Annotated in this window: 21 protein-coding genes and 1 pseudogene; 11 read left to right on the top strand and 11 right to left on the bottom strand. The window is 73.5% G+C overall.

The window, feature by feature from the left end:
- Positions 1 to 136: 136 nt before the first annotated feature.
- The 5 genes from R2737_18105 (at position 137) to R2737_18085 (ending at position 4,101) form a co-directional block, all read left to right on the top strand.
- The gene (locus R2737_18105) at positions 137 to 838 is read left to right on the top strand and encodes an NlpC/P60 family protein (protein MEZ5118174.1); all 702 of its coding nucleotides are present in this window, start codon (positions 137 to 139) and stop codon (positions 836 to 838) included.
- A gap of 195 nt (positions 839 to 1,033) precedes the next feature.
- Positions 1,034 to 1,675 (top strand): zinc ribbon domain-containing protein, encoded by a 642-nt coding sequence (locus R2737_18100; GenBank protein ID MEZ5118173.1) that lies wholly within the window; start codon positions 1,034 to 1,036, stop codon positions 1,673 to 1,675.
- Positions 1,676 to 1,703: 28 nt separating this feature from the next.
- Positions 1,704 to 2,801 (top strand): hypothetical protein, encoded by a 1,098-nt coding sequence (locus tag R2737_18095; GenBank protein MEZ5118172.1) that lies wholly within the window; start codon positions 1,704 to 1,706, stop codon positions 2,799 to 2,801.
- 78 nt (positions 2,802 to 2,879) lie between these two features.
- A complete protein-coding gene (locus tag R2737_18090; protein MEZ5118171.1) occupies positions 2,880 to 3,356 on the top strand; it encodes a hypothetical protein in 477 nt (158 codons plus the stop codon).
- Positions 3,250 to 4,101, top strand: coding sequence for an integrase core domain-containing protein (locus R2737_18085; protein MEZ5118170.1), 852 nt, complete (start codon positions 3,250 to 3,252; stop codon positions 4,099 to 4,101). The genes R2737_18090 and R2737_18085 overlap by 107 nt, the downstream gene beginning before the upstream one ends.
- A 151-nt stretch (positions 4,102 to 4,252) precedes the next feature.
- Here the strand turns inward: R2737_18085 and pheA are convergent, their stop codons facing one another.
- Both pheA and R2737_18075 read right to left on the bottom strand, forming a co-directional pair.
- On the bottom strand, positions 4,253 to 5,209 hold the full coding sequence (gene pheA / locus R2737_18080; GenBank protein ID MEZ5118169.1) for a prephenate dehydratase: 957 nt from the start codon (positions 5,207 to 5,209) through the stop codon (positions 4,253 to 4,255).
- On the bottom strand, positions 5,206 to 5,700 hold the full coding sequence (locus R2737_18075) for a DUF4446 family protein (GenBank protein ID MEZ5118168.1): 495 nt from the start codon (positions 5,698 to 5,700) through the stop codon (positions 5,206 to 5,208). The genes pheA and R2737_18075 overlap by 4 nt, the downstream gene beginning before the upstream one ends.
- Positions 5,701 to 5,722: 22 nt before the next feature.
- On the opposite strand from R2737_18075, the gene larB reads away from it, so the two are divergent.
- The 3 genes and pseudogenes from larB (at position 5,723) to larC (ending at position 7,712) form a co-directional block, all read left to right on the top strand.
- Positions 5,723 to 6,514: a nickel pincer cofactor biosynthesis protein LarB gene (larB, locus tag R2737_18070; GenBank protein ID MEZ5118167.1), complete on the top strand. Its 792-nt coding sequence runs from the start codon at positions 5,723 to 5,725 to the stop codon at positions 6,512 to 6,514.
- Positions 6,511 to 7,089: pseudogene (locus R2737_18065) on the top strand (LarC family nickel insertion protein). Before larB ends, R2737_18065 begins: the two are co-directional and overlap by 4 nt.
- A 53-nt stretch (positions 7,090 to 7,142) precedes the next feature.
- Positions 7,143 to 7,712 (top strand): nickel insertion protein, encoded by a 570-nt coding sequence (gene larC, locus R2737_18060; GenBank protein ID MEZ5118166.1) that lies wholly within the window; start codon positions 7,143 to 7,145, stop codon positions 7,710 to 7,712.
- A 232-nt stretch (positions 7,713 to 7,944) separates the two neighbouring features.
- Here the strand turns inward: larC and R2737_18055 are convergent, their stop codons facing one another.
- From R2737_18055 to R2737_18045, 3 genes are all read right to left on the bottom strand, one after another.
- Entirely contained in the window at positions 7,945 to 8,931 is a 987-nt protein-coding gene (locus R2737_18055; protein ID MEZ5118165.1) for a DUF5926 family protein, read from the bottom strand.
- A 26-nt stretch (positions 8,932 to 8,957) separates the two neighbouring features.
- Positions 8,958 to 9,827 carry a glycerophosphodiester phosphodiesterase family protein gene (locus R2737_18050; protein MEZ5118164.1) on the bottom strand — a complete coding sequence of 290 codons (870 nt, stop codon included), beginning with the start codon at positions 9,825 to 9,827 and terminating at the stop codon, positions 8,958 to 8,960.
- Between the two features lie 106 nt (positions 9,828 to 9,933).
- The gene (locus R2737_18045) at positions 9,934 to 11,319 is read right to left on the bottom strand and encodes an FAD-binding oxidoreductase (protein ID MEZ5118163.1); all 1,386 of its coding nucleotides are present in this window, start codon (positions 11,317 to 11,319) and stop codon (positions 9,934 to 9,936) included.
- Positions 11,320 to 11,433: 114 nt separating this feature from the next.
- Between R2737_18045 and R2737_18040 the strand changes: the two genes are divergently transcribed.
- The 3 genes from R2737_18040 to R2737_18030 all read left to right on the top strand — a co-directional run bounded on the left by R2737_18040 (position 11,434) and on the right by R2737_18030 (position 13,155).
- Positions 11,434 to 12,060: a hypothetical protein gene (locus tag R2737_18040; GenBank protein MEZ5118162.1), complete on the top strand. Its 627-nt coding sequence runs from the start codon at positions 11,434 to 11,436 to the stop codon at positions 12,058 to 12,060.
- A 233-nt stretch (positions 12,061 to 12,293) separates the two neighbouring features.
- Complete coding sequence (locus R2737_18035; protein MEZ5118161.1) at positions 12,294 to 12,890, top strand: hypothetical protein; 597 nt, start codon at positions 12,294 to 12,296, stop codon at positions 12,888 to 12,890.
- 13 nt (positions 12,891 to 12,903) lie between these two features.
- Entirely contained in the window at positions 12,904 to 13,155 is a 252-nt protein-coding gene (locus R2737_18030; GenBank protein MEZ5118160.1) for a hypothetical protein, read from the top strand.
- Between the two features lie 139 nt (positions 13,156 to 13,294).
- On the opposite strand, the gene R2737_18025 is transcribed toward R2737_18030, so the two are convergent.
- The 6 genes from R2737_18025 to dnaK all read right to left on the bottom strand — a co-directional run bounded on the left by R2737_18025 (position 13,295) and on the right by dnaK (position 20,794).
- Entirely contained in the window at positions 13,295 to 13,633 is a 339-nt protein-coding gene (locus tag R2737_18025) for a YciI family protein (GenBank protein MEZ5118159.1), read from the bottom strand.
- Positions 13,634 to 13,986: 353 nt separating this feature from the next.
- The gene (gene clpB, locus R2737_18020; protein ID MEZ5118158.1) at positions 13,987 to 16,578 is read right to left on the bottom strand and encodes an ATP-dependent chaperone ClpB; all 2,592 of its coding nucleotides are present in this window, start codon (positions 16,576 to 16,578) and stop codon (positions 13,987 to 13,989) included.
- Between the two features lie 80 nt (positions 16,579 to 16,658).
- Positions 16,659 to 17,024, bottom strand: a complete 366-nt coding sequence (locus R2737_18015) for a helix-turn-helix transcriptional regulator (GenBank protein MEZ5118157.1) — start codon at positions 17,022 to 17,024, stop codon at positions 16,659 to 16,661.
- Complete coding sequence (dnaJ, locus tag R2737_18010) at positions 17,024 to 18,226, bottom strand: molecular chaperone DnaJ (protein ID MEZ5118156.1); 1,203 nt, start codon at positions 18,224 to 18,226, stop codon at positions 17,024 to 17,026. The genes R2737_18015 and dnaJ overlap by 1 nt, the downstream gene beginning before the upstream one ends.
- Before the next feature lie 121 nt (positions 18,227 to 18,347).
- Complete coding sequence (gene grpE / locus R2737_18005) at positions 18,348 to 18,956, bottom strand: nucleotide exchange factor GrpE (GenBank protein MEZ5118155.1); 609 nt, start codon at positions 18,954 to 18,956, stop codon at positions 18,348 to 18,350.
- Positions 18,953 to 20,794, bottom strand: a complete 1,842-nt coding sequence (dnaK, locus tag R2737_18000) for a molecular chaperone DnaK (protein ID MEZ5118154.1) — start codon at positions 20,792 to 20,794, stop codon at positions 18,953 to 18,955. The genes grpE and dnaK overlap by 4 nt, the downstream gene beginning before the upstream one ends.
- Positions 20,795 to 20,912 lie beyond the last annotated feature (118 nt).

Raw genomic sequence — 20,912 nt, 5'->3', positions numbered from 1 at the left:
GACGCGCCAGGTGCGCGCCGGCCGGAGCCAGGGGCGAATCCGCACGGCCGACCCGGCCACCGCGGTAGGGCGCACCTTTCCGCCCGAGCCCGACAGCTGACCTGGGCGGCGGTGCGAGAAGGAGCCCTACTTCCCCATGCGTTCTCCCCTGCGCGCCCGCATGCGCTCGGCCGCCACCCGCACCGGCATCGTGCTGGCCGGAACCGGCCTGCTGGCCACCACCGCGTTCGCCGCCCTGCCGGCCCACGCCGACGACGCCGTCCCGGCCACGCCCGCCACCCCGGCGGCACCCGCGGACCCGGCCACGCCCGCCAGCCCGGCCGCACCGGCGACGCCCGCCCCCGCGGCGACGCCCGCCAAGCCCGCCAAGCCGGCCCTCACCCCGGCTCAGATCAAGGCCAAGAAGCAGAAGGCCCGGGCCAAGGCCCGCGCCAAGGCCTACCGCGCCCGCGTCGCCAAGATCGAGCGGCTGCGCGCCGACGTCGTCAAGGTGGCCAAGAAGCAGATCGGCGACTCGTACGTCGCCGGCGCCTCCGGCCCGAACGCCTTCGACTGCTCCGGTCTGACCCGGTACGTCTACCAGGTCGCCACCGGCAAGAGCCTGCCGCACTACTCCCGCGCCCAGTACGCCGCGGTCAAGAAGGTCTCCCGCAAGAACGCCAAGCCCGGCGACCTGGTCTTCTACTTCCGCAACGGCGCGCACCACGTCGGCGTCTACATCGGCGGCGGCAAGATGGTCCACGCGGCCAACCCGCGCAGCGACGTCCTGGTCAGCCACATCATGGGCCCGTGGTACGGCTCCCACTACTCCGGCATGGGCCGCGTCCTCACCGTCTGACGACCGTCTGACGCACCCCCGCGCCCCCTCGGACACGCGGGCGCCCATCCCACCCTTCGCACGGAATGAGTCCGGGCGTCGTGATGGTCCCGCAGAGCGGGTCAGAAGCGACGCCCGGACTCATTCCGTCGCGGGGGGCGACAGACCTCCCGCGGACCCTGGGCATCGGGCCGGGCGCGCTGGGAGGATGCGCGGGTGACCGACATCGTGCCCTTCACCGACAACTACCGGGACCTGTCCAACACCGACGGGTACCAGTTCGAGTTCTTCTGCGAGCGCTGCGGCAACGGCTACCGGTCGCCGTTCCAGGCCGACCTGATGGAGAAGGGCCGCGGCCTGCTCCGCTCGGCCGGCGGCCTGTTCGGCGGCGCCCTGTCCAACATCACCGGGGCCGCCGACGACCTGATGGACCGGGGCACCAACTCCGCGGCCAAGGACAAGGCGCTGGCCCAGGCGGTGGAGGCGGTCCGCCCCCAGTTCCGCCAGTGCCGGGCGTGCGGCAACTGGGTCTGCGTCGATGTCTGCTGGAACGCCGAGATCGGGCAGTGCGCCACCTGCTCCCCGTTCGTCACCGACGAGCTGTCCCGCGCCCAGGCCGCCGCCCAGGTCCAGCAGATCCAGGAGAAGGTCAAGGAGACCGACTGGACCGCGGACATCGACGTCACGACGCGGGCGAAGGTGGCCTGCCCCTCCTGCGGCGCCCCGGTCGAGGGCGGGAAGTTCTGCTCGTCCTGCGGGGCGAAGCTCAGCCCCACCGCCTTCTGCACCGAGTGCGGTGCCGAGATCAAGGCGGGGGCGAAGTTCTGCGGCGAGTGCGGCACCCCCGCCCCGGCGTAGCGGCGCCTCGCCCCTCGACACCAGGACCGTGACCGCGTACCCCGGCCGCCTCGCCGGCGAGCCGACCACCCTCACCGTCGCCGAGGACGGCGCGACCGTTGGCGACCGTCACCTGGACTGGCTGGACGTCGACGACGTGCGGTACGGCGCGCACGCGCTGACTTTCGTCCTCCCCGACGGCGAGGCGGTCGAGGTAACGCACCTGGGCCGCGGGTTCGACGCGTGCGCGGCGCAGGTACGCACGCTGCGGGGTGCCGCGCGCCGCCCGGCGCTGACCCAGGGCGCGTTCGACCCGCTCGTCACCTTCGAGGCTCGGGACCTCCGCGCGGCCACGGCCGGCGCCGAGCCCCCCGTCACCGACGTCCTGCTGTTCCCGCACGCCCTGACCGTGGAGCCCCGCGGCGGCCCGGCCACCTGCCTGCCGCTACCTCTCGTCGCCGCCGTCGAGAGGGACGGCTGGACCCTCACCCTGCGGATGCGCGGACTGGACGACGTGACCCTGTCCGGCCTGGGCGCGCGTACCGACGAGCTGCTGCAGCGGCTCGACGCCGCCCGGGCCGAGCTTCAGCGGGCCACCGACGCCGCGTACGCCGAGACCGACCCCTCGCTCACGGGGATCGACGCGCCGGACGGCTGGGCACTCGGCCCGGAGGACGCCGGCCCGCGCTGGGAGCCGATGCGCGCAGCATGGCTGGCACGCGCACGCGGCGAGCAGGCGCGCACCCTGGTCGGCCTGGCGGCGCCGGACGGCCTGCGGCTCGGCCTGTGGACCGAGGGCGGCACGCTGCGGCTGCCGTTCCTGCTCGCGGCCAGCGGCACCGGAGCGGCCGCGCGGGTCGCCGTGGAGGCCGTCGACGCCGACGACCGCGCGACGTTCGTCTTCGCCACCGACGACCTCGACCGGCTCAACGCGGCCCTGGTGCAGACCGCGTTCCGGCGAGACGCGCTCGCGCTGCCGGACGCGGAACTGGGGCGGTGGGCGGTGGCGGTGCGCACCCAGCCGGTGGTGCGGTGGGCCCGCGAGAGGCTGGTCGCGCGGGTCGTGCACGACGTCGGCTGGACCGCCGCGGTCACCGCGGCCCTCGCCGCCGACCTCCACCCGCGTGCAGAGGGGGATGGTCGCTAACTCGGCCGATCCGCCCGTGTGATGTCTCACCACTTACCGGACAGTTCTGTCTCATGAGTTACCGGACAGTCCGGTGGCGTGACGGATGACCATCGGATCCCGGTTCATGTCCGGTTGGCGATCGCGAACTGGCCCGAGGACGCGCCGTGGGGCGCGGTGTCGGCGTTCTGCCGGCAGCACCGGATGTCACGGTCGTGGTTCTACGAGTTGCGCCGCGTCGCGGCGCGGGAGGGGCCGCTGGCGGTGAGCCGGCGACGGTCCACCGCGCCCAAGAAGCCGGCCGGCGGCACCCCGCAAGCGGTGGTGGCGGCGGCGCTGGCGATGCGGGCGGAGCTGATCGCCGAGGGCGGCTACGGCGGCCCGATCAGCGTGCGGCACGCCCTGCGGGCCCGGGGGCTGCCCGCGCCGTCACGGGCCACCCTGGCGCGGATCTTCACCCCGGGCCGGGGTGGCCCAGGCCAACCCGCGCAAGCGTCCGGCGACCCGGCACCGGTTCACCTACCCGGCCCCGAACGAGTGCTGGCAGCTGGACGGGTTCACCCACCCGCTGGGTGACGGGACCACCGCGACGGTGCTGCAGGTCCTCGACGACCACTCCCGCCGGGTCCTGGCCTCGCGCGCCGCACCGGGGGAGACCACCGCCGACGTCCAAGCCGTGCTGGCGGCCGCGATCAACCGGGCCGGTGTCCCCCAACGGTTCCTGTCCGACAACTCCGCCGCCATCAACCCCGCCCGCCGCGGGCGACGCGGCGTGGTGGAGACCTGGCTACGCGGCAAGGGAGTCCAGGTGATCACCTCCACCCCGGGGCACCCCCAGACCACCGGCAAGAGCGAACGGCACCACCAGACCAGCCAACGTTGGCTGGCCGCCCGACCCGCCGCGGCCACCCTGGACGACCTGCAGCACCAGCTCGACGCCCTGGAGGACTACTACAACCACCGCCCCCACCAGTCCCTGGGCATGATGACCCCGCTGCAGGCGTGGGCCGCCACCCCGGTCGCCCCACCCCCACCGGCACCGGACGGTCCCGGCGACGGCTACGACCCCACCGGGGACGCGATCATCACCCGCACCGTCACCGGCCAAGGCGTCGTCCGGCTCGGCAACGTGCGGATCATGCTCGGCGTCCAGCACGCCCACGCCACCGTCCTGGGCACCCTCGACCACGACCGCATCCACGTCTGGGACCGCGACGGACTACACATCCGCACCATCACCACCACCCCCGGCCTCCGCTACTACGGCAACGGACGACGACCCGGCCGCCCCAAACCACCCAGCGAACTGTCCGGCAAGTGATGAGACATACCAACCGTCCGGAAGGTCATGAGACATCGCACGGCCGATCCGCCCGAGTTGACGACCATCGGACTCTGCGCGCCGCGGAAGGGGATCGGCGCGGAGGGGGAGCGCCCGCCGCGGAACGAAGGGGGACGGGCGCCACGGTGCGTCAGTGCGCGCGGCCCTCGCGCATCCGGGCCAGCCAGGCCTGCGCCTCGGTGAAGTCCGCGTCGGTGACGCCGCTGCGCAGCACCGGCTGCCGGCCGTCGTGCCGCGGGTACGAGCCGAGGAACCGCACCTGCGCGCACACCCGGTGCAGCCCCATCAGCGCCTCGCCGACCCGGGAGTCGTCGATGTGGCCCTCGCAGTCCACCGAGAAGTAGTAGTCCCCCAGCGCCTTCTTGGTCGGCCGCGACTCGATCCGGGTCAGGTTGACGCCGCGCACGGCGAACTCGGTGAGGATCTCCAGCAGCGCGCCGGGGTGGTCCTCCCGCATGAACAGCACCAGCGTCGTCTTGTCCGCGCCGGTCGCCGTCGGCACCTCGCCGGGCCGCTCGGCCAGCACGAACCGCGTCCACGCCTCCTCGTTGTCGCCGATCCCGTCGGCCAGGACCTCCAGGCCGTACGTGTCCGCGGCCAGCCGCTGGCTGATCGCCGCCTGGTACGGGACGTCCGGCTCGCGCAGCCCGGCGGCCGCCGCCGCGGTCGACATCGCCGGGATCACCTGCGCCTCCGGCAGGTTGCGGGCCAGCCAGCCCCGGCACTGCGCCTGCGCGTGCGGGTGCGTGGCCACCCGGCGGACGTCGGCCAGGGAGGTGCCCGGCCGCGCCATCAGGGTGAACCGCACCGGCAGCGCGACCTCCTCCACGATGACCAGCGGCGCTCCCGCGCCGAGCTCGTCGAGCGTCGCCGGGACCGAGCCCTCCACCGAGTTCTCGATCGGGACCAGCGCCCCGGTCACCTCCCCCGCGCGCGCGGCGTCCAGCGCCGCCGTGACGGTCGGGTACGGGACCAGCTCGGCGCCCGCGGACAGCGGCATCGTCCGCAGCGCGGCCTCCGCGAACGTTCCGCGCGGGCCGAGGAAGGCGTACGTGCGCACGGCCGCGTCCTCGCCGGGCGCCGTCATGCCACGCCCCCGTGCATGGCGGACTCGATGGCCTGCTCCTCCTCGGGTGACAGCACGACGTCGGCCTTGCCGGAGCGCACGCCCTTCATGTAGGCCCGGGTCTCGGTGCGGCCGTGGATCGACGTGAGCACCAGCCCGTCTCCGCCGTCGTCGAGCAGCGCGGCGCTGAACGACAGCCGGCCGCCGAGGTCGCCGAACGCGTCGTAGCGGACCACCGACACGTGCCGGATGGCGTCCGCGAGCTCGGTCCGCGTACGGCCGAGCAGCCCGTCCAGGCGGGCCACGTCGGTGCGCAGGCCCTCCACCTCGTGCGTCATCCGGGCGACGGAGTCCAGGAACGACTCCGGCCCGTCGTCGGCCTGCAGGAGCGTGTAGTCCCGGCGCATCCGACGGGTCCGCAGCAGGGCGAGGAACCCGAGGAGGAGGGCCACCGCCGCGAGGGCGACACCGACGATGACGAGCACGTCCCGGGCGAGGGGGTCCAGCGACACGGCGACAGGGTATCCGCCGCTAGTGTCGGCGCCCGTGGGGCTTCAGCCGCCGACGGACGGACCCGGTGATGCGGGTGACACGGGTGCCGCGGGCTGGCACGACCTGGGTTTCGCGCGCCTGGACACCCACCGCGAGCACCGGACCGGCGACCCCGAGGTGGTGTACGGCGCCGGCAAGTCGCCGGCCCAGACGGTCGCCCTGCTGCGTGCCCTGCGGGAGGCCCACCCGGAGCGGGCGGCGCTGGCGACCCGGCTGCCCGACGAGACCCTGCACGCGGTCCGGGCCGAGCTCGACGGCACGGGGGACACCCTCGTGGTGGACGAGGTGGCGCGCGCCGTGGCACTGGGCCCGATGCCGCCGCCGCGCGGCCTGGTCGGGGTCGTCGCCGCCGGGACGTCCGACGCGCCGGTCGCCGCGGAGGCCGCCCTCACCGCCCTGGTGTTCGGCGCAGGGGTGGAACGCATCGACGACGTCGGGGTCGCGGGGGTGCACCGGACGCTGTCGGTCCGGGACCGCTTCGACGCCTGCGACTGCCTGGTGGTGGTCGCCGGGATGGAGGGCGCGCTGCCGTCCGTGGTCGGCGGCCTGACGGGGACGCCGCTGGTGGCGGTGCCGACGAGCGTGGGCTACGGGATGTCGCTCGGCGGCGTCGCCGCGCTGCTCGCCATGCTCAACTCCTGCGCCCCGGGCGTCGTGGTCGTCAACGTGGACAACGGGTTCGGCGCCGGCGTCCACGCGGCGCGGGTGGCCCGCGCCAGCGCCCGAGCGCACACGCGGCCCGCCCCCGATGGCGGGACCCCGGGGTCCGCGTGAGCATCGCCTGGGTCGACGCCTCGGTCGGCGTCGCCGGCGACATGCTGCTCGCTGCCCTCGTCGACGCCGGTGCCTCGCTGGACGCCGTACGGGCCGCCGTCGCGGCGGTGTCCGACGAGCCGCTCGACGTCGACGTCGAGGTCGTGCGGCGCGGGGGCCTGCGCGCGCTCCGCGCCGAGGTGACGTACGCGCCGACCACGACGCGCCGGACCTGGTCGGACCTCCGGGCCCGCCTGCAGACAGCCGCGCTGGACGACGCCGTCCGCGCCGACGCGCTGCGGGTCTTCGGCCTCCTGGCCGACGCGGAGGCGGCGGTGCACGGCACCGCCGCCGACGACGTCCACTTCCACGAGGTCGGGGCGCTGGACAGCGTCGCCGACGTCGTCGGGGTGTGCGCCGCGATGCGCGCGCTCGGCATCGACCGGCTGACCTGCTCCCCGGTGGCGGTCGGGTCCGGGACGGTCCGCACCGAGCACGGCCTGCTGCCGGTTCCCGCACCCGCGGTCGTCCGGCTCCTCGCCGCGGCCGGCGCCCCGTCGTACGCCGGCCCGCACGCGCACGAGGCCTGCACGCCGACGGCGGCCGCCTGCTCGCCGCCCTCGCGACCGGCTGGGGGCCGCAGCCGCCGATGGTCGTCCGCGCGGTCGGCATGGGGGCCGGCAGCCGCGACCTCGACGGTGCGCCCAACCTCGTCCGCGTGCTCGTCGGCGAGGCGGCCCCCGAACCCGGCAGCGAGCGGGCCCCGATGGGGACCGACGATGCCGTCGTGCTGTCGGCGAACGTGGACGACATGGACCCGCGGCTGTGGCCCGGGGTGCTGCGCGCCCTGCTGGCCGCGGGCGCGCTGGACGCCTGGCTGGTCCCGATCCTGATGAAGAAGGGGCGCCCCGCCTCGACGCTGCACGTGCTCGCGCGACCGGCGGACGTCGCGGGCCTGGGCCGCGTCGTCGTCGAGCACACGACGACGCTGGGGGTCCGGGTGGCACCGGTCTCCCGGCTGGTGCTGGACCGCGAGGTGCGACGTGTCCTGGTCGCCGGCATCGAGGTCGCGGTCAAGGTCGCGCTGCTGGACGGCCGGGTCGTGACCGTGCAGCCGGAGTACGAGGACGTGGCCGCCGCGGCGGAGGTGCTCGGCCGGCCCGAGCGCGCGGTCCTGGCGGCGGCAGCGGCTGCGGCGGACGCGGGCGCCTGGGTCTGACCCGCCGCGGCACTGCCCCCGGACGACAGAGCTCGGGCACCACCGACGGGGGATGCGGCAGTGCCCGAGCAGGACGTGACGGTAGGCCCCGTTCCCCTGCACCACAAGGGGCACCGGGTCCACCGATCGGATGGATCTGCGCCACCGGTCCGCTCCGCGGGATGTGCGAATGCGCTGTGCTGACCGGTCGACAGCGCAGTGTGATCGGCGCAGGGTGATCAGCGCCGTGGGATCAGCGCAGCGTGATCTGCCGGGTCTGCAGACTCGACCGGGCCCGGCGGGCCTCGTCCGGCAGCGGCGAGCCGTCGGCCAGCGCCTCCTCCAGCCGCGCCAGGAACTGCGCGGCCGGCTCCTCCACGTCCTCGGCGGTGTCCCCGGGGGCGAGGTCCCACACCGGGACCAGCAGGCCGTGGGCGCGGAACGTCCCCAGCAGGCGGGTCCCCGGGCCGAGGTGGTCGGCCTCGGCGGCCCTCAGCCGGGCCAGCGCGTCCAGCAACGGCTCCTCGTCGTACGGCAGCACCCAGCGCAGGTGCTCCTTGGTCCCGATCTGCACCCAGTACGCGGCCTCGACCCCGGTCAGCCGGCGGGTCGGCACGACGCCGGCGTTGGCCCGCTCGAGGGAGGCGCGGACGGCGCCCCCCGCGTCCTCCACGCCCTCGACCCAGAAGTCGAACCCGTCGTGCAGGGTGATCCGCAGCGGCTGGTCCGGGTCCAGCAGGTCCTGCAGCCGGGGCCCCTCGTCCGGCAGGCCCTGCGGGGGGACCGGGTTGCCCGGCTCCGCGGTGGCCGCCCGCACCAGCGCGTCGGCCACGTCACGGCTGGCATCGCCGGACCCGCCGTTCACCTGCAGGCCGACGAACACCGAGCCGTCGGTGCGGACCAGCCCGGGCCAGGCCAGCGGCAGCACGGTCGCGAGGGTGACCGACGGAGGCTGCTCCACCACGCCGGCCGCGGCCAGCGCCCCGGGGCGCAGCGCCAGCGGGGCCGTGGCCGCGGGCACGATCTCGCGCAGTGCCACCCAGTCGCATTCCGACGCCAGTCCCTGGAACGGCCGCGTCACCAGGTGCTGCCCGCGGTGCGCGGCCGCCCGGCCGTGGCAGGCCTTGTAGCGGCGGCCCGACCCGCACGGGCACGGCTCGCGCATCCCGACGACGGGGACCTCGTCCGCGCTCACGGGTGCCGCGGTCGCGGCGGGTTCGGGCCTGCGTCGCTTCGCCATGGCGTTGCAGCCTAGGCGACCCGGGGTCAGGCCCGACCCAGGTGCTCCAGCACCGCCAGCGGCCGGTTGGTGATGACCGCGTCCACCCCGAGCCGCACGCACAGGTCGACGTCCGCGAGCCGGTCGGCCGTCCAGACGTACACCTGGCCGCCCTGGTCGTGCACCCGGCCGACGTACCGCGGGTGCGCCTTGAGGACGTCCACCGAGGGCCCGGCGACGAGCGCGCCGTACGGCCGGGTCCCGTCTCGGAAGCGCAGCGGGACCCGGTCCATCAGGAACACGGTCGGCACCCCGGGCGCCAGCGACCGCATCCGGCGCAGCGCGATCTCGGCGAACGACATCACCCGCACCGGCGAGCTCAGGTCGCCGCGCGGCAGCCGGGCCAGCCCGTAGCGCTCGAGCGCCTCCACCACCGCCTGCTCGACCCAGCCGGCGTAGCGCGTGGGGTGCTTGGTCTCGATCAGCAGCCCGAGCGGTCGGGGGGTGTCCACGACGAGCTCGAGCAGCCGGTCCAGGGTCAGGACCGAGCGGCGCTCCTCGTCGTACTCGGGCGGGTCCTCGAAGTCGTCCCACGAGTCACGCCAGGCACCGAAGTCGTTGCGGGACAGATCTTCCAGCGTCTTGGCGGACACGACACCGAACCCGTCGGAGGTCCGGTCGATCCTGCGGTCGTGGACGCACACCAGGGTGCCGTCGCGGGTCATCCGGACGTCGCACTCCAGCGCATCGGCGCCCTGCTCCACCGCGCGGCGGTAGGCCGCCAGCGTGTGCTCGGCGAGCTCCTCGCTGGCCCCCCGGTGCGCGACCACCAGTGGGTTCCGGTCGGGCATGCCGACGTGTGCAGGCAGCCCGCCGCGGGCAGGGTCCCCGTCCCCGGTGGCCTGGGAGGAGCTCACGCCGCCGAGGATGCCAGGTACGGGCACCGGGTGCGCGACCGCGGGGCGAGGGGCGGGTGTCGGCCGCGCGAACGGCCAGGTCGGCTCTCGCGCCAGCCCGCCGGGGTCAGCCGGTCGGGTCGTCCAGGAGCACCCCGGGGTTGAGCAGGCCGTCCGGGTCCAGGGCCCGCTTGAGCCGGCGCATCGTCGCGATCTCCGCGGCCGACCGGGACAGCGGCAGCCAGTGCGCCTTGGCCCGCCCGATGCCGTGCTCGGCGGACACGCTGCCGCCGTGCCGGGCGATGGTCTCGACCACGAGGGCGTCGGCCTCGAGGTCGTCGGCGTCCGGGCCGGAGATCTCGACGTGGATGTTGCCGTCGGCCAGGTGGCCGAAGACGCCCACGCGGTCCACCGAGTCCAGCGCGGCCACCGCCTGCTTGAGCTCGGCCGCGCACCGGGCGAGCGCCGGCAGCGGCACGGACACGTCCAGCTTGTGGATCACGCCCAGGGAGGAGAAGGCCTCGGACTGGCGCTCGCGGTACTGCCACAGCCGTTCCTGGTCGCCGGCGTCGAGCGCGGCGGCCACGTCGGCGTCGTCGGGGACGACCAGCCCGTCTCCGGTCCCCCCGTCCTCGACCTCCAGCAGCAGCACCAACGGGTGCGGTCGCTCCAGCGGCCAGGGCAGCCCGGCCACGGCCATCACCAGGTCCATGCCGACGTCGTCGACGAGCTCCGCAGCGAGCAGCCGGGTGCCGGGTGCGACGTACGTGCGCACCGCCGCCATGGCCTCGTCGTACGAGTCCACGCCGACGAGCACGACCGTGGTCGCGCCGACCGGCCGGTGCAGACGGAGCCGGACCGCGGTGATGACGCCGAGGGTCCCCTCGCTGCCCGTCAGCAGGGCGCCGAGGTCGTAGCCGGTGTTGTCCTTGAGCAGCCCGCCGAGGTGGGAGACGACGGTGCCGTCGGGCAGCACCGCCTCGACGCCGGCGACCTGCGCCCGCGTCATGCCGAAGGCGACGACCCGGATGCCTCCGGCGTTGGTGGCCACGGTCCCGCCGACGGTGGCGGAGTCCCGCGCGGCGAAGTCGACGCCGTACTCCCAGCCCGCCGCGGCGACGTGCCGGCGCAGGTCCCCCAGGGTGACCCCGGCGCCGGCGGTCACCTGGCCGGACAGGTCGTCGACCGGGTCCAGCCGGGTGAGGCGGCGGGTGGACAGGACCACCGGGGGTCCGGCCGGTCCGGGGGCCGAGGCCGGGACGCCCCCGCCCACCAGACCGGTGTTGCCGCCCTGCGGGAGGACGGGAGCGCCGGCCGCGACACAGGCCCGCACGACCGCAGCGACCTGCTCGGTGTCGGCAGGTCGGACGACGGCGCGCGCGGGTCCGGCGAAGCGGCGGCTCCAGTCCACCGTGTACGGGGCGACCAGCTCGGGGTCGGTCAGCACGTGCTCGGCGCCCACGACGTCGCGAAGCACATCGAGCAGGGGGTCGGTCCTCGGCGCGGAGTCCACGTGGCCATCCTGCCCGGACCGGTTCGTGCATCCGAAGTGCGCACCCGGCCGGAAGGGGATACAACAGTGCTCCGCCCACCGGGGCGGTACTCGGGATCATCACAGGAGGAACGAATGCGGATCCGCCGCACGCTCGCCATCGCCACCACCACCGCGCTGGTCGCCGGTGCCGGGCTCGTCGCCGCCGCCCCGGCGCAGGCAGCCACGAGGACGACCTACTCGGGCAACACCGCCATCACCATCCCCGGCGCCATCACCAACGCCGCCCTCGGCGCCGGCCTCGGTGTCTACACCGTGGCTCCCGGCACCGCCTCGCTCGGTGCCGGCAACGCTCTGACCGTCAACTTCCCGGTCTCCGGGGCCACGGGCGGCATCAACCACAAGGGCACCCTGGTGTTCACCAACGGCGCGGCGGGCAAGATCGTCACGTTCGCCAACCCGACCATCGACCCGTCCAACAAGACCATCACCGGCGTCGTCGGCGGCGTGGGCGCGCCCTTCGACGGCCAGCGGCTGCCGATCCTCGTCTACAGCGGCGGCAAGACGGTGACCAAGACCGTGACCGTCAACAGGACCACGAAGCGGACCACGACCACCATCACCGGGGTCAAGGTCGCGCTGAACTCCGCGGTGGACGTGTCCGGCGTGCTCAACAACGCCCTGAGCACCACGATCTTCCAGAACGGCATGACGATCGGCTCGGCGAAGGTCGTCTCGATCAAGACCGTCGTCCGGCGGTGATCCCAGCCCGCTGAGGCGGGCATGACGCAGTACCGATCTCCCTCCTCGAGATCGGACGGGCCCGGTCCCCACCACGGGGGCCGGGCCCGTTCGCGTGCGCGGCCCCACGGCCCCGCGGGACCTCCGTCCCTCGTACGTCCGCCGCCGTGGGACGAGGCTGGAGGCACCAGGAACCCTCGGGGGCGCCTGGTGCACCGCGCCGCGGCGCCTCCCGGAAGGGAGGAGCCATGCGCATGGGCAGCGGACGGCGCGCGGCGCTCGCGGCCGTCATCGGGGCGGTGCTCCTCGTCCCGCTCACCACCAGCGCGCTCGCCGCGGACGCCACCGGGTGCTCGGGCAGCGCGATCTCGTTCGACGCCGACGGCATCCCGATCGACAACGTCAAGGCACCCGGCGAAGGCGGAACCCAGGCCGACCCGTTCCTCATCGACCTCGACGGCGAGGTCGCCTGGGTCGGCAGCACCTCGACCGTCCTCACCGACGCGACCTGGTCGGTGAACGCCGGCGGCATCCCGATCCTCAGCGGCGAGTTCGCCAACGAGGAGGGGAAGACCAAGGACGCGGGGCGGCTCTCGATGTCCTCGACCCTGCCCGGCCCGGTGGCCGCCTTGCTCAAGGGCAGCCAGGTCGTCCCGGTCAGCGGGTCCATCGTCTCGACGGCGGGCACCTGCGAGGGCAGCGGCTACATCAGCGCGGGCCTGCCGGCCTTCGGGACCCCAATGTGGATCACGGCGATGGCACTGATCGTGCTGTCGCTGCTGCTGCTGGGGTTCCTGTTCCTGCGCACCGAGATCATCATCCCGGGCATCACCTACGCGCCGCCGCTGTGAGGAGGGGACCACGATGACGACCACGACCCCCGGGTACGCGGCTCCCGAGACCCCCGCGAAGGTCCGACGGCACCCCGTGCTCGGCTTCTTCGCCGGGCTGCTGCTGGGGCTCGGCGTGATCCTGATGCTGTTCGTGTACGGCCTGGTCCCGATGACCTGGATCTGGCTGGTCGTCGGCGCGGTGGCCGGTGCGGCCGTCGGCGTCGTGCTGGCCTACCTCGCCCCGGCCCGCCACCGCGCACCTCCGCCCACCCCCACCGGCTGACCCCCAGCCGGGGTGTCTCGGGCACACGATCCGCTTAGCGGATCGTGTGCCCGGGTGGGGTGGCGTGTCGCGGGCGGACTCGGTCACACGATCCGGGTCCGGTGACGGATGAGTCGGGTGTGACAGTCCGTGGCCCGCGTCAGACCAACGGGTCGTGCATGATCTCGCGGACCTCCTGGGCGCAGCGGCACGCGGCGGCGATCCTGGCCGCCCACTCCAGGGCCTCGGCGTGGGTGGGCACGTCGATGATCGAGAACCCGCCCACGACCGCCTTGGTCTCCGGGAAGGGCCCCTCGGTGACCGACCCGTCGGTACCCACGATGCTGGCCCGCTGACTCTCCAGCCCACCGCCGGTCACCCAGACGCCCGCCTCCTGGGCGGCGCGGACCACGGCGTGCGCGGCCTCGTCGACCTCAGGCAGGTCCTCCTCGGGGAAGGCCATCGCCCCGTCGTCGAACGAGATCAGGTATCGCGGCATCGCCACTCCTCCGCCCTACCGGCCGGCCCGGGACCCTTCTGCGTCCGGGACGACCCGGCTCCGCCGCAGCATGCCAAGGCGGGAGCGCTCCCGTCGACCTCCGGGACCGTGCCCCGACTCGGAGGCGGGAGCCTGTCGCATCGCGACCGTCGCCAGGGAGGCGCTCCGCGCACCTGGCCGGCGCGGTCCGGGGTCCGACCCCGTACGCGGTCGGACCTCACCATGCGCCCCACCTGTCACCACGCCCGGATCGTATGACCGGTTCGCCCCGCGACACGCCGTCCGACCTGGGCAAACGATCCGCTAAGCGGATCGTGTGCCCAGGTCCTTGGGGGTGGACGGTGGGGGCGGGGTTACGCGGCTGACGGGGTGACGGTCAGGGACGCGCCGTCCGGGGCCACGTCCACCACGACCGTCTCGCCGTCGTGGACCGCGCCGGACAGGATCTCCTTGGCCAGCTGGTCCCCAATCGCGGTCTGCACCAGCCGCTTCAGCGGCCGCGCCCCGTAGACCGGGTCGAACCCCTTGTCCACCAGCCACTCCCGGGCCGCCTCGGACACGTCCAGCTCGATCCGCCGGTCCTGCAGCCGCCACCGCAGGTGCTCCACCTGGATGTCGGCGACCTTCTTCAGCTGCTCGCGGCCGAGCGGCTCGAACATCACAATCGCGTCGAGCCGGTTGAGGAACTCCGGCCGGAACTGCTGGCGCACGACCGACAGCACCTGCTCGCGCCGCTGCTCGTACGGCACCGTCAGGTCGATCAGGAACTGAGAGCCGGAGTTGGACGTGAGGATGAGGATGGCGTTGCGGAAGTCGACCGTACGGCCCTGGCCGTCCGTCAGCCGGCCGTCGTCGAGCACCTGCAGCAGCACGTCGAACACCTCGGGGTGTGCCTTCTCGACCTCGTCGAGCAGCACCACGGTGTAGGGCCGGCGCCGCACCGCCTCGGTCAGCTGGCCGCCCTCGTCGTACCCGACGTAGCCGGGAGGCGCCCCGACCAACCGCGACACGGAGTGCTTCTCGCCGTACTCGCTCATGTCGATGCGCACCATCGCGCGCTCGTCGTCGAACAGGAACTCCGCCAGCGCCTTCGCCAGCTCGGTCTTGCCGACGCCGGTCGGGCCGAGGAACAAGAACGACCCGGTCGGCCGGTTCGGGTCGGCGATCCCGGCGCGCGAGCGGCGTACGGCGTCGGACACCTCGCGGACCGCCTCGTCCTGCCCGACCACCCGGCGGGAGAGCTCCTCCTCCATCCGCAGCAGCTTCTGGGTCTCGCCCTCGAGCAGGCGGCCGGCCGGGATGCCGGTCCAGGACCCGACCACCTCGGCGATGTCGTCCGGGCCGACCTCCTCCTTGACCATCGTGTCCTGGGCCAGCTTGTCCTCGGCGGTCGCGCGCTCCAGCTCGGCCTCGAACGCCGGGATCTCGGAGTACAGGATCCGCGACGCCTGCTCGAAGTCGCCCTCGCGCTGCGCCTTCTCCGCCACCGAGCGCAGGTCGTCGATGAGCACCTTCAGCTCGCCGATGCGGTCCAGGCCGCGCTTCTCCTGCTCCCAGCGGGCCCGCAGCCCGCGCAGCTCCTCGTCCTTGTCGGCGATCTCGGCGCGCAGCTTGTCCAGTCGCGCCTGCGACGCCTCGTCGGTCTCCCGCGAGACGGCGAGCTCCTCCATCCGCAGCCGGTCGACCTGGCGCTGGAGCACGTCGATCTCGACCGGAGAGGAATCGATCTCCATGCGCAGCCGGGCCATCGACTCGTCCATCAGGTCGATCGCCTTGTCCGGCAGGAAGCGCGAGGTGATGTAGCGGTCCGACAGCGTCGCCGCCGCCACCAGCGCCGAGTCGGAGATGGCGACCTTGTGGTGCGCCTCGTACTTCTCCTTGATGCCGCGCAGGATCGCGATGGTGTCCTCCACCGACGGCTGCCCGACGAACACCTGCTGGAACCGGCGCTCCAGCGCGGGGTCCTTCTCGATCCGCTCGCGGTACTCGTCCAGCGTCGTCGCGCCGATCATCCGCAGCTCACCGCGCGCCAGCATCGGCTTGAGCATGTTGCCGGCGTCCATCGCGGAGTCTCCGCCGGCACCGGCACCCACGACGGTGTGCAGCTCGTCGATGAACGTGACGATCTGGCCCTCGGACTCCTTGATCTCCTCGAGCACGGCCTTGAGCCGCTCCTCGAACTCGCCGCGGTACTTCGCCCCCGCGACCATCGCGCCGAGGTCCAGCGAGATCAGCGTCTTGCCCTCCAGCGACGTGGGTACGTCGCCCTCGACGATGCGCCGGGCCAGGCCCTCGACCACGGCGGTCTTGCCGACGCCGGGCTCGCCGATGAGCACCGGGTTGTTCTTGGTCCGGCGCGACAGCACCTGCACCACGCGGCGGATCTCGTCGTCACGGCCGACGACCGGGTCGATCTTCCCCTCGCGGGCGCGGGCCGTCAGGTCCACGCCGTACTTCTCCAGCGCCTGGAAGCTCGCCTCCGGATCGGCGCTGGTGACGCGCTGCGAGCCGCGTACGGAGTCCAGGGCGGCCAGCAGCACCGCGGGCGTCGCGCCGGACTGTGCGAGCACGTCCGACACCCCCGGGCCGCCGTCCTTCGCCAGCCCGATGAGGAGGTGCTCGGTCGAGACGAACTCGTCGCCGCGGTTCTTCGCCAGCTCCTGCGCGGCGGTGAGGACGCGGTAGGTCGCGTTGCTGAACGACGGCGAGGCCACCGAGCTGCCGCTGGCGCTGGGCAGCCGGCCCAGGTCCTCGCGCACCCGTCGGGTGAGCGTGGCCCGGTCGGCGCCGGCCTCGTCGAGCAGGGCGGTCGCGATGCCCTCGCCCTGCTGCAGCAACGAGTCCAGGACGTGCAGCGGCTCCACCTGCGGGTTGCCCTGCGACGCGGCGATGCGGACCGCCGCTCCGAGCGCCTCCTGCGCCTTGGTCGTGAAGTTGATGTCCATGTCGTGTCGTCAGTCCTGTGCGTCCGTCGTCGTCTTCTTCGGTGTCGTCGTCGGTGTCGTCGTTCCCATGCCGGCCACGCTCAGGCGCGCCGCTGCTGCGGGCGCCACACGACCAGGGCGGTGGAGGTCTTCTCCCGGGTCAGGTTGTCGACCCGGTCACGCAGGGCCGCCAGGTCCCGCTCCAGTTCGAGGATGCGCTGGATGCCGGCCAGGTTGATGCCGTCGTTGGCCAGCCGCTGCACCCGGCGAAGCCGTTCGATGTCGCGCAGCGAGTACAGCCGGTTGCGCCCGGCGGTGCGGTCCGGGGACACCAGGCCGAGCCGGTCGTACTGGCGCAGCGTCTGCGGGTGCAGCCCGGACAGCTGGGCGGCGACCGAGATGACGTAGACCGGGGTGTCCTCGTCGACGTGCACGCGGTCGTGGGCGCGGGCGTCACGGGCGGCCATCAGGCACCCCCGCGCGCCGCCGCGTCCGCGGCCGTGCTCATCAGGTCGGCCCGCGGGTCGTGGTCCTGCGTCGCGGCCCGGTAGGCCTCCAGCGCCTCGCGCGCCTCGCCGGACAGCTTCTGCGGGACGGAGACCTCCACGGTCACCATCAAGTCGCCCTTGCTGCCGTCCCGCTTGGTCGCCCCCTTGCCGCGCACCCGGAAGGTGCGCCCGTTGGCCGTGCCCGCGGGCACCTTGAGCTTGACCGTGCTGCCGCCGGGCGTGGGTACGGAGACGTCGGCGCCCAGCGCCGCTTCGCTGAACGTGACCGGGACGGTGACGGTGAGGTTGTCGTCACGGCGCCCGAACACCGGGTGCGGGCTGACGTGCACGACGACGTAGAGGTCGCCGTTGGGTCCGCCGCGCTCGCCCGGGGCGCCCTTGCCCTTCAATCGGATCCGGGCGCCGTCCTTCACCCCGGCGGGGATGCGCGCCTGCACGGTGCGGGTGCTCTGCCCGCGGCCGGAGCCGTGGCAGGTCGGGCACGGGTCGTCGACCACGAGTCCGCGGCCGCGGCACTCCACGCAGGGCTCCGCGAACGCGAAGCCACCGGCGTTGCGCGACACGTGCCCCGAGCCCTCGCAGGACGGGCACACCCGCGGCACGGTGCCGGCCTTCGCGCCGGTGCCGGCGCAGGTCGTGCACGCGCCCTCGCTGGTCAGCCGCAGGGGGATCGTGGCGCCGTCCAGCGCCTGGTCGAACCCGAGCGTGATCTCGCTCTCGACGTCGGCGCCCCGCCGCGGCTGGCGGGACGTGCTGGTGCCACCCCGGCCGCCGCGGTTGAACAGGCCTCCGAACAGGTCGCCCAAACCACCGCCGCCGTCACCGCCGCCAGCACCACCACCGCCCATGCGGCCGAACAGGTCGTCGAGGTTGACGCCGCCGCCGAACCCGCCGCCACCGCCGCCGGGGGCGCGGAAGCCGCCGGAGCCGAACAGGGTGCGGGCCTCGTCGTACTCGGCGCGCTTCTTCTCGTCCGACAGCACGTCGTAGGCCTCGGAGACCTCCTTGAAACGCTCCTCGGCCTTGGGGTTGTCGGGGTTGGCGTCGGGGTGCAGCTCGCGGGCGAGCTTGCGGTAGGACTTCTTGATCTGGTCGGGCTTGGCGTCCTTGGGGACGCCGAGGACCTTGTAGAAGTCCTTCTCCAGCCAGTCGTTGTTCATCGGCGTCCCCTCCTCTCGCGGGTCGTGATGTCGCTTCTCCTGTACGGGTTCCTGGGCAGTGCTGCCGTGCGGGTGGGCCGGCCGGCACGCAGCGGGTGCCGGCCCGCCCACCTGCTGCGGACTATGCCGAGTCGGCCACGCCGACGCGCGCCGGGCGCACGATGCGGTCGCCGATCCGGTAGCCGGCCTGGTAGACCGTGGCGACCGTCGGCTCGCTGACGCCCTCCCGCACCTCGTGCGTGAGGGCCTCGTGCACGGTCGGGTCGAACGGCTCGCCGACCTCGCCGAACCGCACCAGTCCGAGCCGGCCGGTGGCCGCGACCAGCGACTCCCCGACCGTCTTGAACGCGCCGACGAGCTCGTCGTGGTCGCGGGCCCGGTCGATGTCGTCGAGCACCGGCAGCAGCTCGTTGACCGCCGAGGCGACGGCCTGCTCGCGCACCGCCTCCCGGTCGCGCTCGACCCGCTTGCGGTAGTTGGCGTACTCGGCGGTCAGCCGGCGCAGGTCGTCGGTCAGGGACGCGACCTGCTCCTGGGCCGCCGCGACGTCGGCATCCGCCGCCGCACGGTCGAACGCCTCCTCGGCCGCGACCTGCTCGGCGTCGGCGGGCGAGGGAGCCGGGGGCACCGGCTCCCTCACCTCGTACGTCACTGGGTCGATGCGACGGCGGTCGGTGAACCGGATGCCCTCCGACGACGCCTCGTGGCCCTCGTCGTACGGCGCGGTCACTTCGAATCGCCCTCGTCGACGATCTCGGCGTCCACGACGTCGTCGTCACCGCTGTCGGTGCTGTCGCCGCCCGCGGACGCGCCACCCGCCGCAGCCTGCTGGTCCTGGGCGTACATCGCCGCGCCCAGCGACTGGCTGGCGGTGGCGAGCTTCTCCGACGCGGCCTTCACCGCACCGATGTCGGTGCCCTGCAGCGCCTTCTTCAGCTCCTCCAGCGGACCGTCCACGTTCGACCTCGCGTCGGCCGGGATCTTGTCCTCGTTGTCCTTGAGGAACTTCTCGGTCTGGTAGAGCAGCTGCTCCGCGGTGTTGCGGACCTCGGCCTCCTCGCGGCGCTGGCGGTCCTCCTCGGCGTGCGTCTCGGCGTCGCGCATCATCCGGTCGATGTCGTCCTTCGGCAGCGCGCTGCCGCCGGAGATCGTCATCTTCTGCTCGCGGCCGGTGGCCATGTCCTTGGCGGACACGTGCACGATGCCGTTGGCGTCGATGTCGAACGTGACCTCGATCTGCGGGATGCCGCGCGGTGCGGGCGGCAGACCGGTGAGCTCGAAGGTGCCGAGCCGCTTGTTGTAGGCCGCCATCTCGCGCTCGCCCTGGTAGACCTGGATCAGCACCGACGGCTGGTTGTCCTCCGCCGTGGTGAAGATCTCCGACCGCTTGGTCGGGATCGTGGTGTTGCGCTCGATCAGCTTGGTCATGATCCCGCCCTTGGTCTCGATGCCGAGGGACAGCGGGGTCACGTCGAGCAGCAGCACGTCCTTGCGCTCGCCCTTGAGCACCCCGGCCTGCAGCGCGGCGCCCACGGCCACGACCTCGTCGGGGTTGACGCCCTTGTTGGGCTCCTTGCCGTCGGTGAGCTCCTTGACCAGCTCGGTCACCGCGGGCATGCGGGTCGAGCCGCCGACCAGGACGACCTGGTCGATGTCGCCGAGCTTGATTCCGGCGTCCTTGATGACCTGCTCGAACGGCGCCTTGGTGCGGGCCAGCAGGTCCGAGGTCATCTCCTGGAACTTGGCGCGGGTCAGCGTCTCGTCCAGGTGCAGCGGGCCGTCCGGGCCGGCGGTGATGTAGGGCAGGTTGATCGAGGTCTGCATCGACGCGGACAGCTCGATCTTCGCCTTCTCGGCCGCCTCACGCAGCCGCTGCATCGCCATCTTGTCCTTGGACAGGTCGATGCCGTGCGCGTTCTTGAACGAGGTCACCAGCCAGTCGACGATCTTCTGGTCCCAGTCGTCGCCACCGAGGTGGTTGTCGCCGCTGGTGGCCTTCACCTCGACGACGCCGTCGCCGATCTCGAGCAGGGACACGTCGAACGTGCCACCGCCGAGGTCGAAGACGAGGATGGTGTGCTCGGTGTCGCCCTTGTCCAGGCCGTACGCCAGCGCGGCCGCGGTGGGCTCGTTGATGATGCGCAGGACGTTGAGGCCGGCGATCTCGCCCGCCTCCTTGGTGGCCTGCCGCTGGGCGTCGTTGAAGTACGCCGGGACGGTGATGACGGCGTCGGTGACGGGCTCGCCGAGGTAGGCCTCGGCGTCCCTCTTGAGCTTCTGCAGCACCCGCGCGCTGATCTCCTGCGCGGTGTACTTCTTGCCGTCGATCTCGATGTCCCACGAGGTGCCCATGTGCCGCTTCACCGAGCGGACCGTGCGGTCGACGTTGGTGACGGCCTGCCGCTTGGCGACCTCGCCGACGAGGACCTCGCCGTTCTTGGCGAAGGCGACGACGGACGGGGTGGTCCGCGATCCCTCCGCGTTCTCGATCACCTTGGGCTCGCCGCCCTCGAGGACGGTGACGACGGAGTTGGTGGTGCCGAGGTCGATACCTACGGGTCGTGCCATGTGTGTGTGCCTCCTACTGAGCAACGTCTCTGGTCGCGATCGTCCTCCGCCTCCGACTCCCTGGCAAGGCCGGGATCCGAAGACATGAGTCGATCCGACTCAGGTCTGCTCAGTGCAA

The sequence above is a fragment of the Candidatus Nanopelagicales bacterium genome (genome assembly GCA_041393815.1).
Lineage (GTDB): Bacteria > Actinomycetota > Actinomycetes > S36-B12 > JAWKJK01 > JAWKJK01.
This window is presented reverse-complemented; position numbering and strand designations above follow the sequence as displayed.

Excerpts from the sequence above, each read along its gene's own strand:
- R2737_18025 (MEZ5118159.1), bottom strand. The coding sequence starts at position 13,633 with ATGCCGCGATACCTGATCTCGTTCGACGACGGGGCGATGGCCTTCCCC.
- larC (MEZ5118166.1), top strand. The coding sequence starts at position 7,143 with ATGGTCGTCCGCGCGGTCGGCATGGGGGCCGGCAGCCGCGACCTCGAC.
- R2737_18015 (MEZ5118157.1), bottom strand. The coding sequence starts at position 17,024 with ATGGCCGCCCGTGACGCCCGCGCCCACGACCGCGTGCACGTCGACGAG.
- R2737_18035 (MEZ5118161.1), top strand. The coding sequence starts at position 12,294 with ATGGGCAGCGGACGGCGCGCGGCGCTCGCGGCCGTCATCGGGGCGGTG.
- R2737_18030 (MEZ5118160.1), top strand. The coding sequence starts at position 12,904 with ATGACGACCACGACCCCCGGGTACGCGGCTCCCGAGACCCCCGCGAAG.
- R2737_18040 (MEZ5118162.1), top strand. The coding sequence starts at position 11,434 with ATGCGGATCCGCCGCACGCTCGCCATCGCCACCACCACCGCGCTGGTC.
- dnaJ (MEZ5118156.1), bottom strand. The coding sequence starts at position 18,226 with ATGAACAACGACTGGCTGGAGAAGGACTTCTACAAGGTCCTCGGCGTC.
- clpB (MEZ5118158.1), bottom strand. The coding sequence starts at position 16,578 with ATGGACATCAACTTCACGACCAAGGCGCAGGAGGCGCTCGGAGCGGCG.
- dnaK (MEZ5118154.1), bottom strand. The coding sequence starts at position 20,794 with ATGGCACGACCCGTAGGTATCGACCTCGGCACCACCAACTCCGTCGTC.
- pheA (MEZ5118169.1), bottom strand. The coding sequence starts at position 5,209 with ATGACGGCGCCCGGCGAGGACGCGGCCGTGCGCACGTACGCCTTCCTC.
- R2737_18105 (MEZ5118174.1), top strand. The coding sequence starts at position 137 with ATGCGTTCTCCCCTGCGCGCCCGCATGCGCTCGGCCGCCACCCGCACC.
- R2737_18055 (MEZ5118165.1), bottom strand. The coding sequence starts at position 8,931 with ATGGCGAAGCGACGCAGGCCCGAACCCGCCGCGACCGCGGCACCCGTG.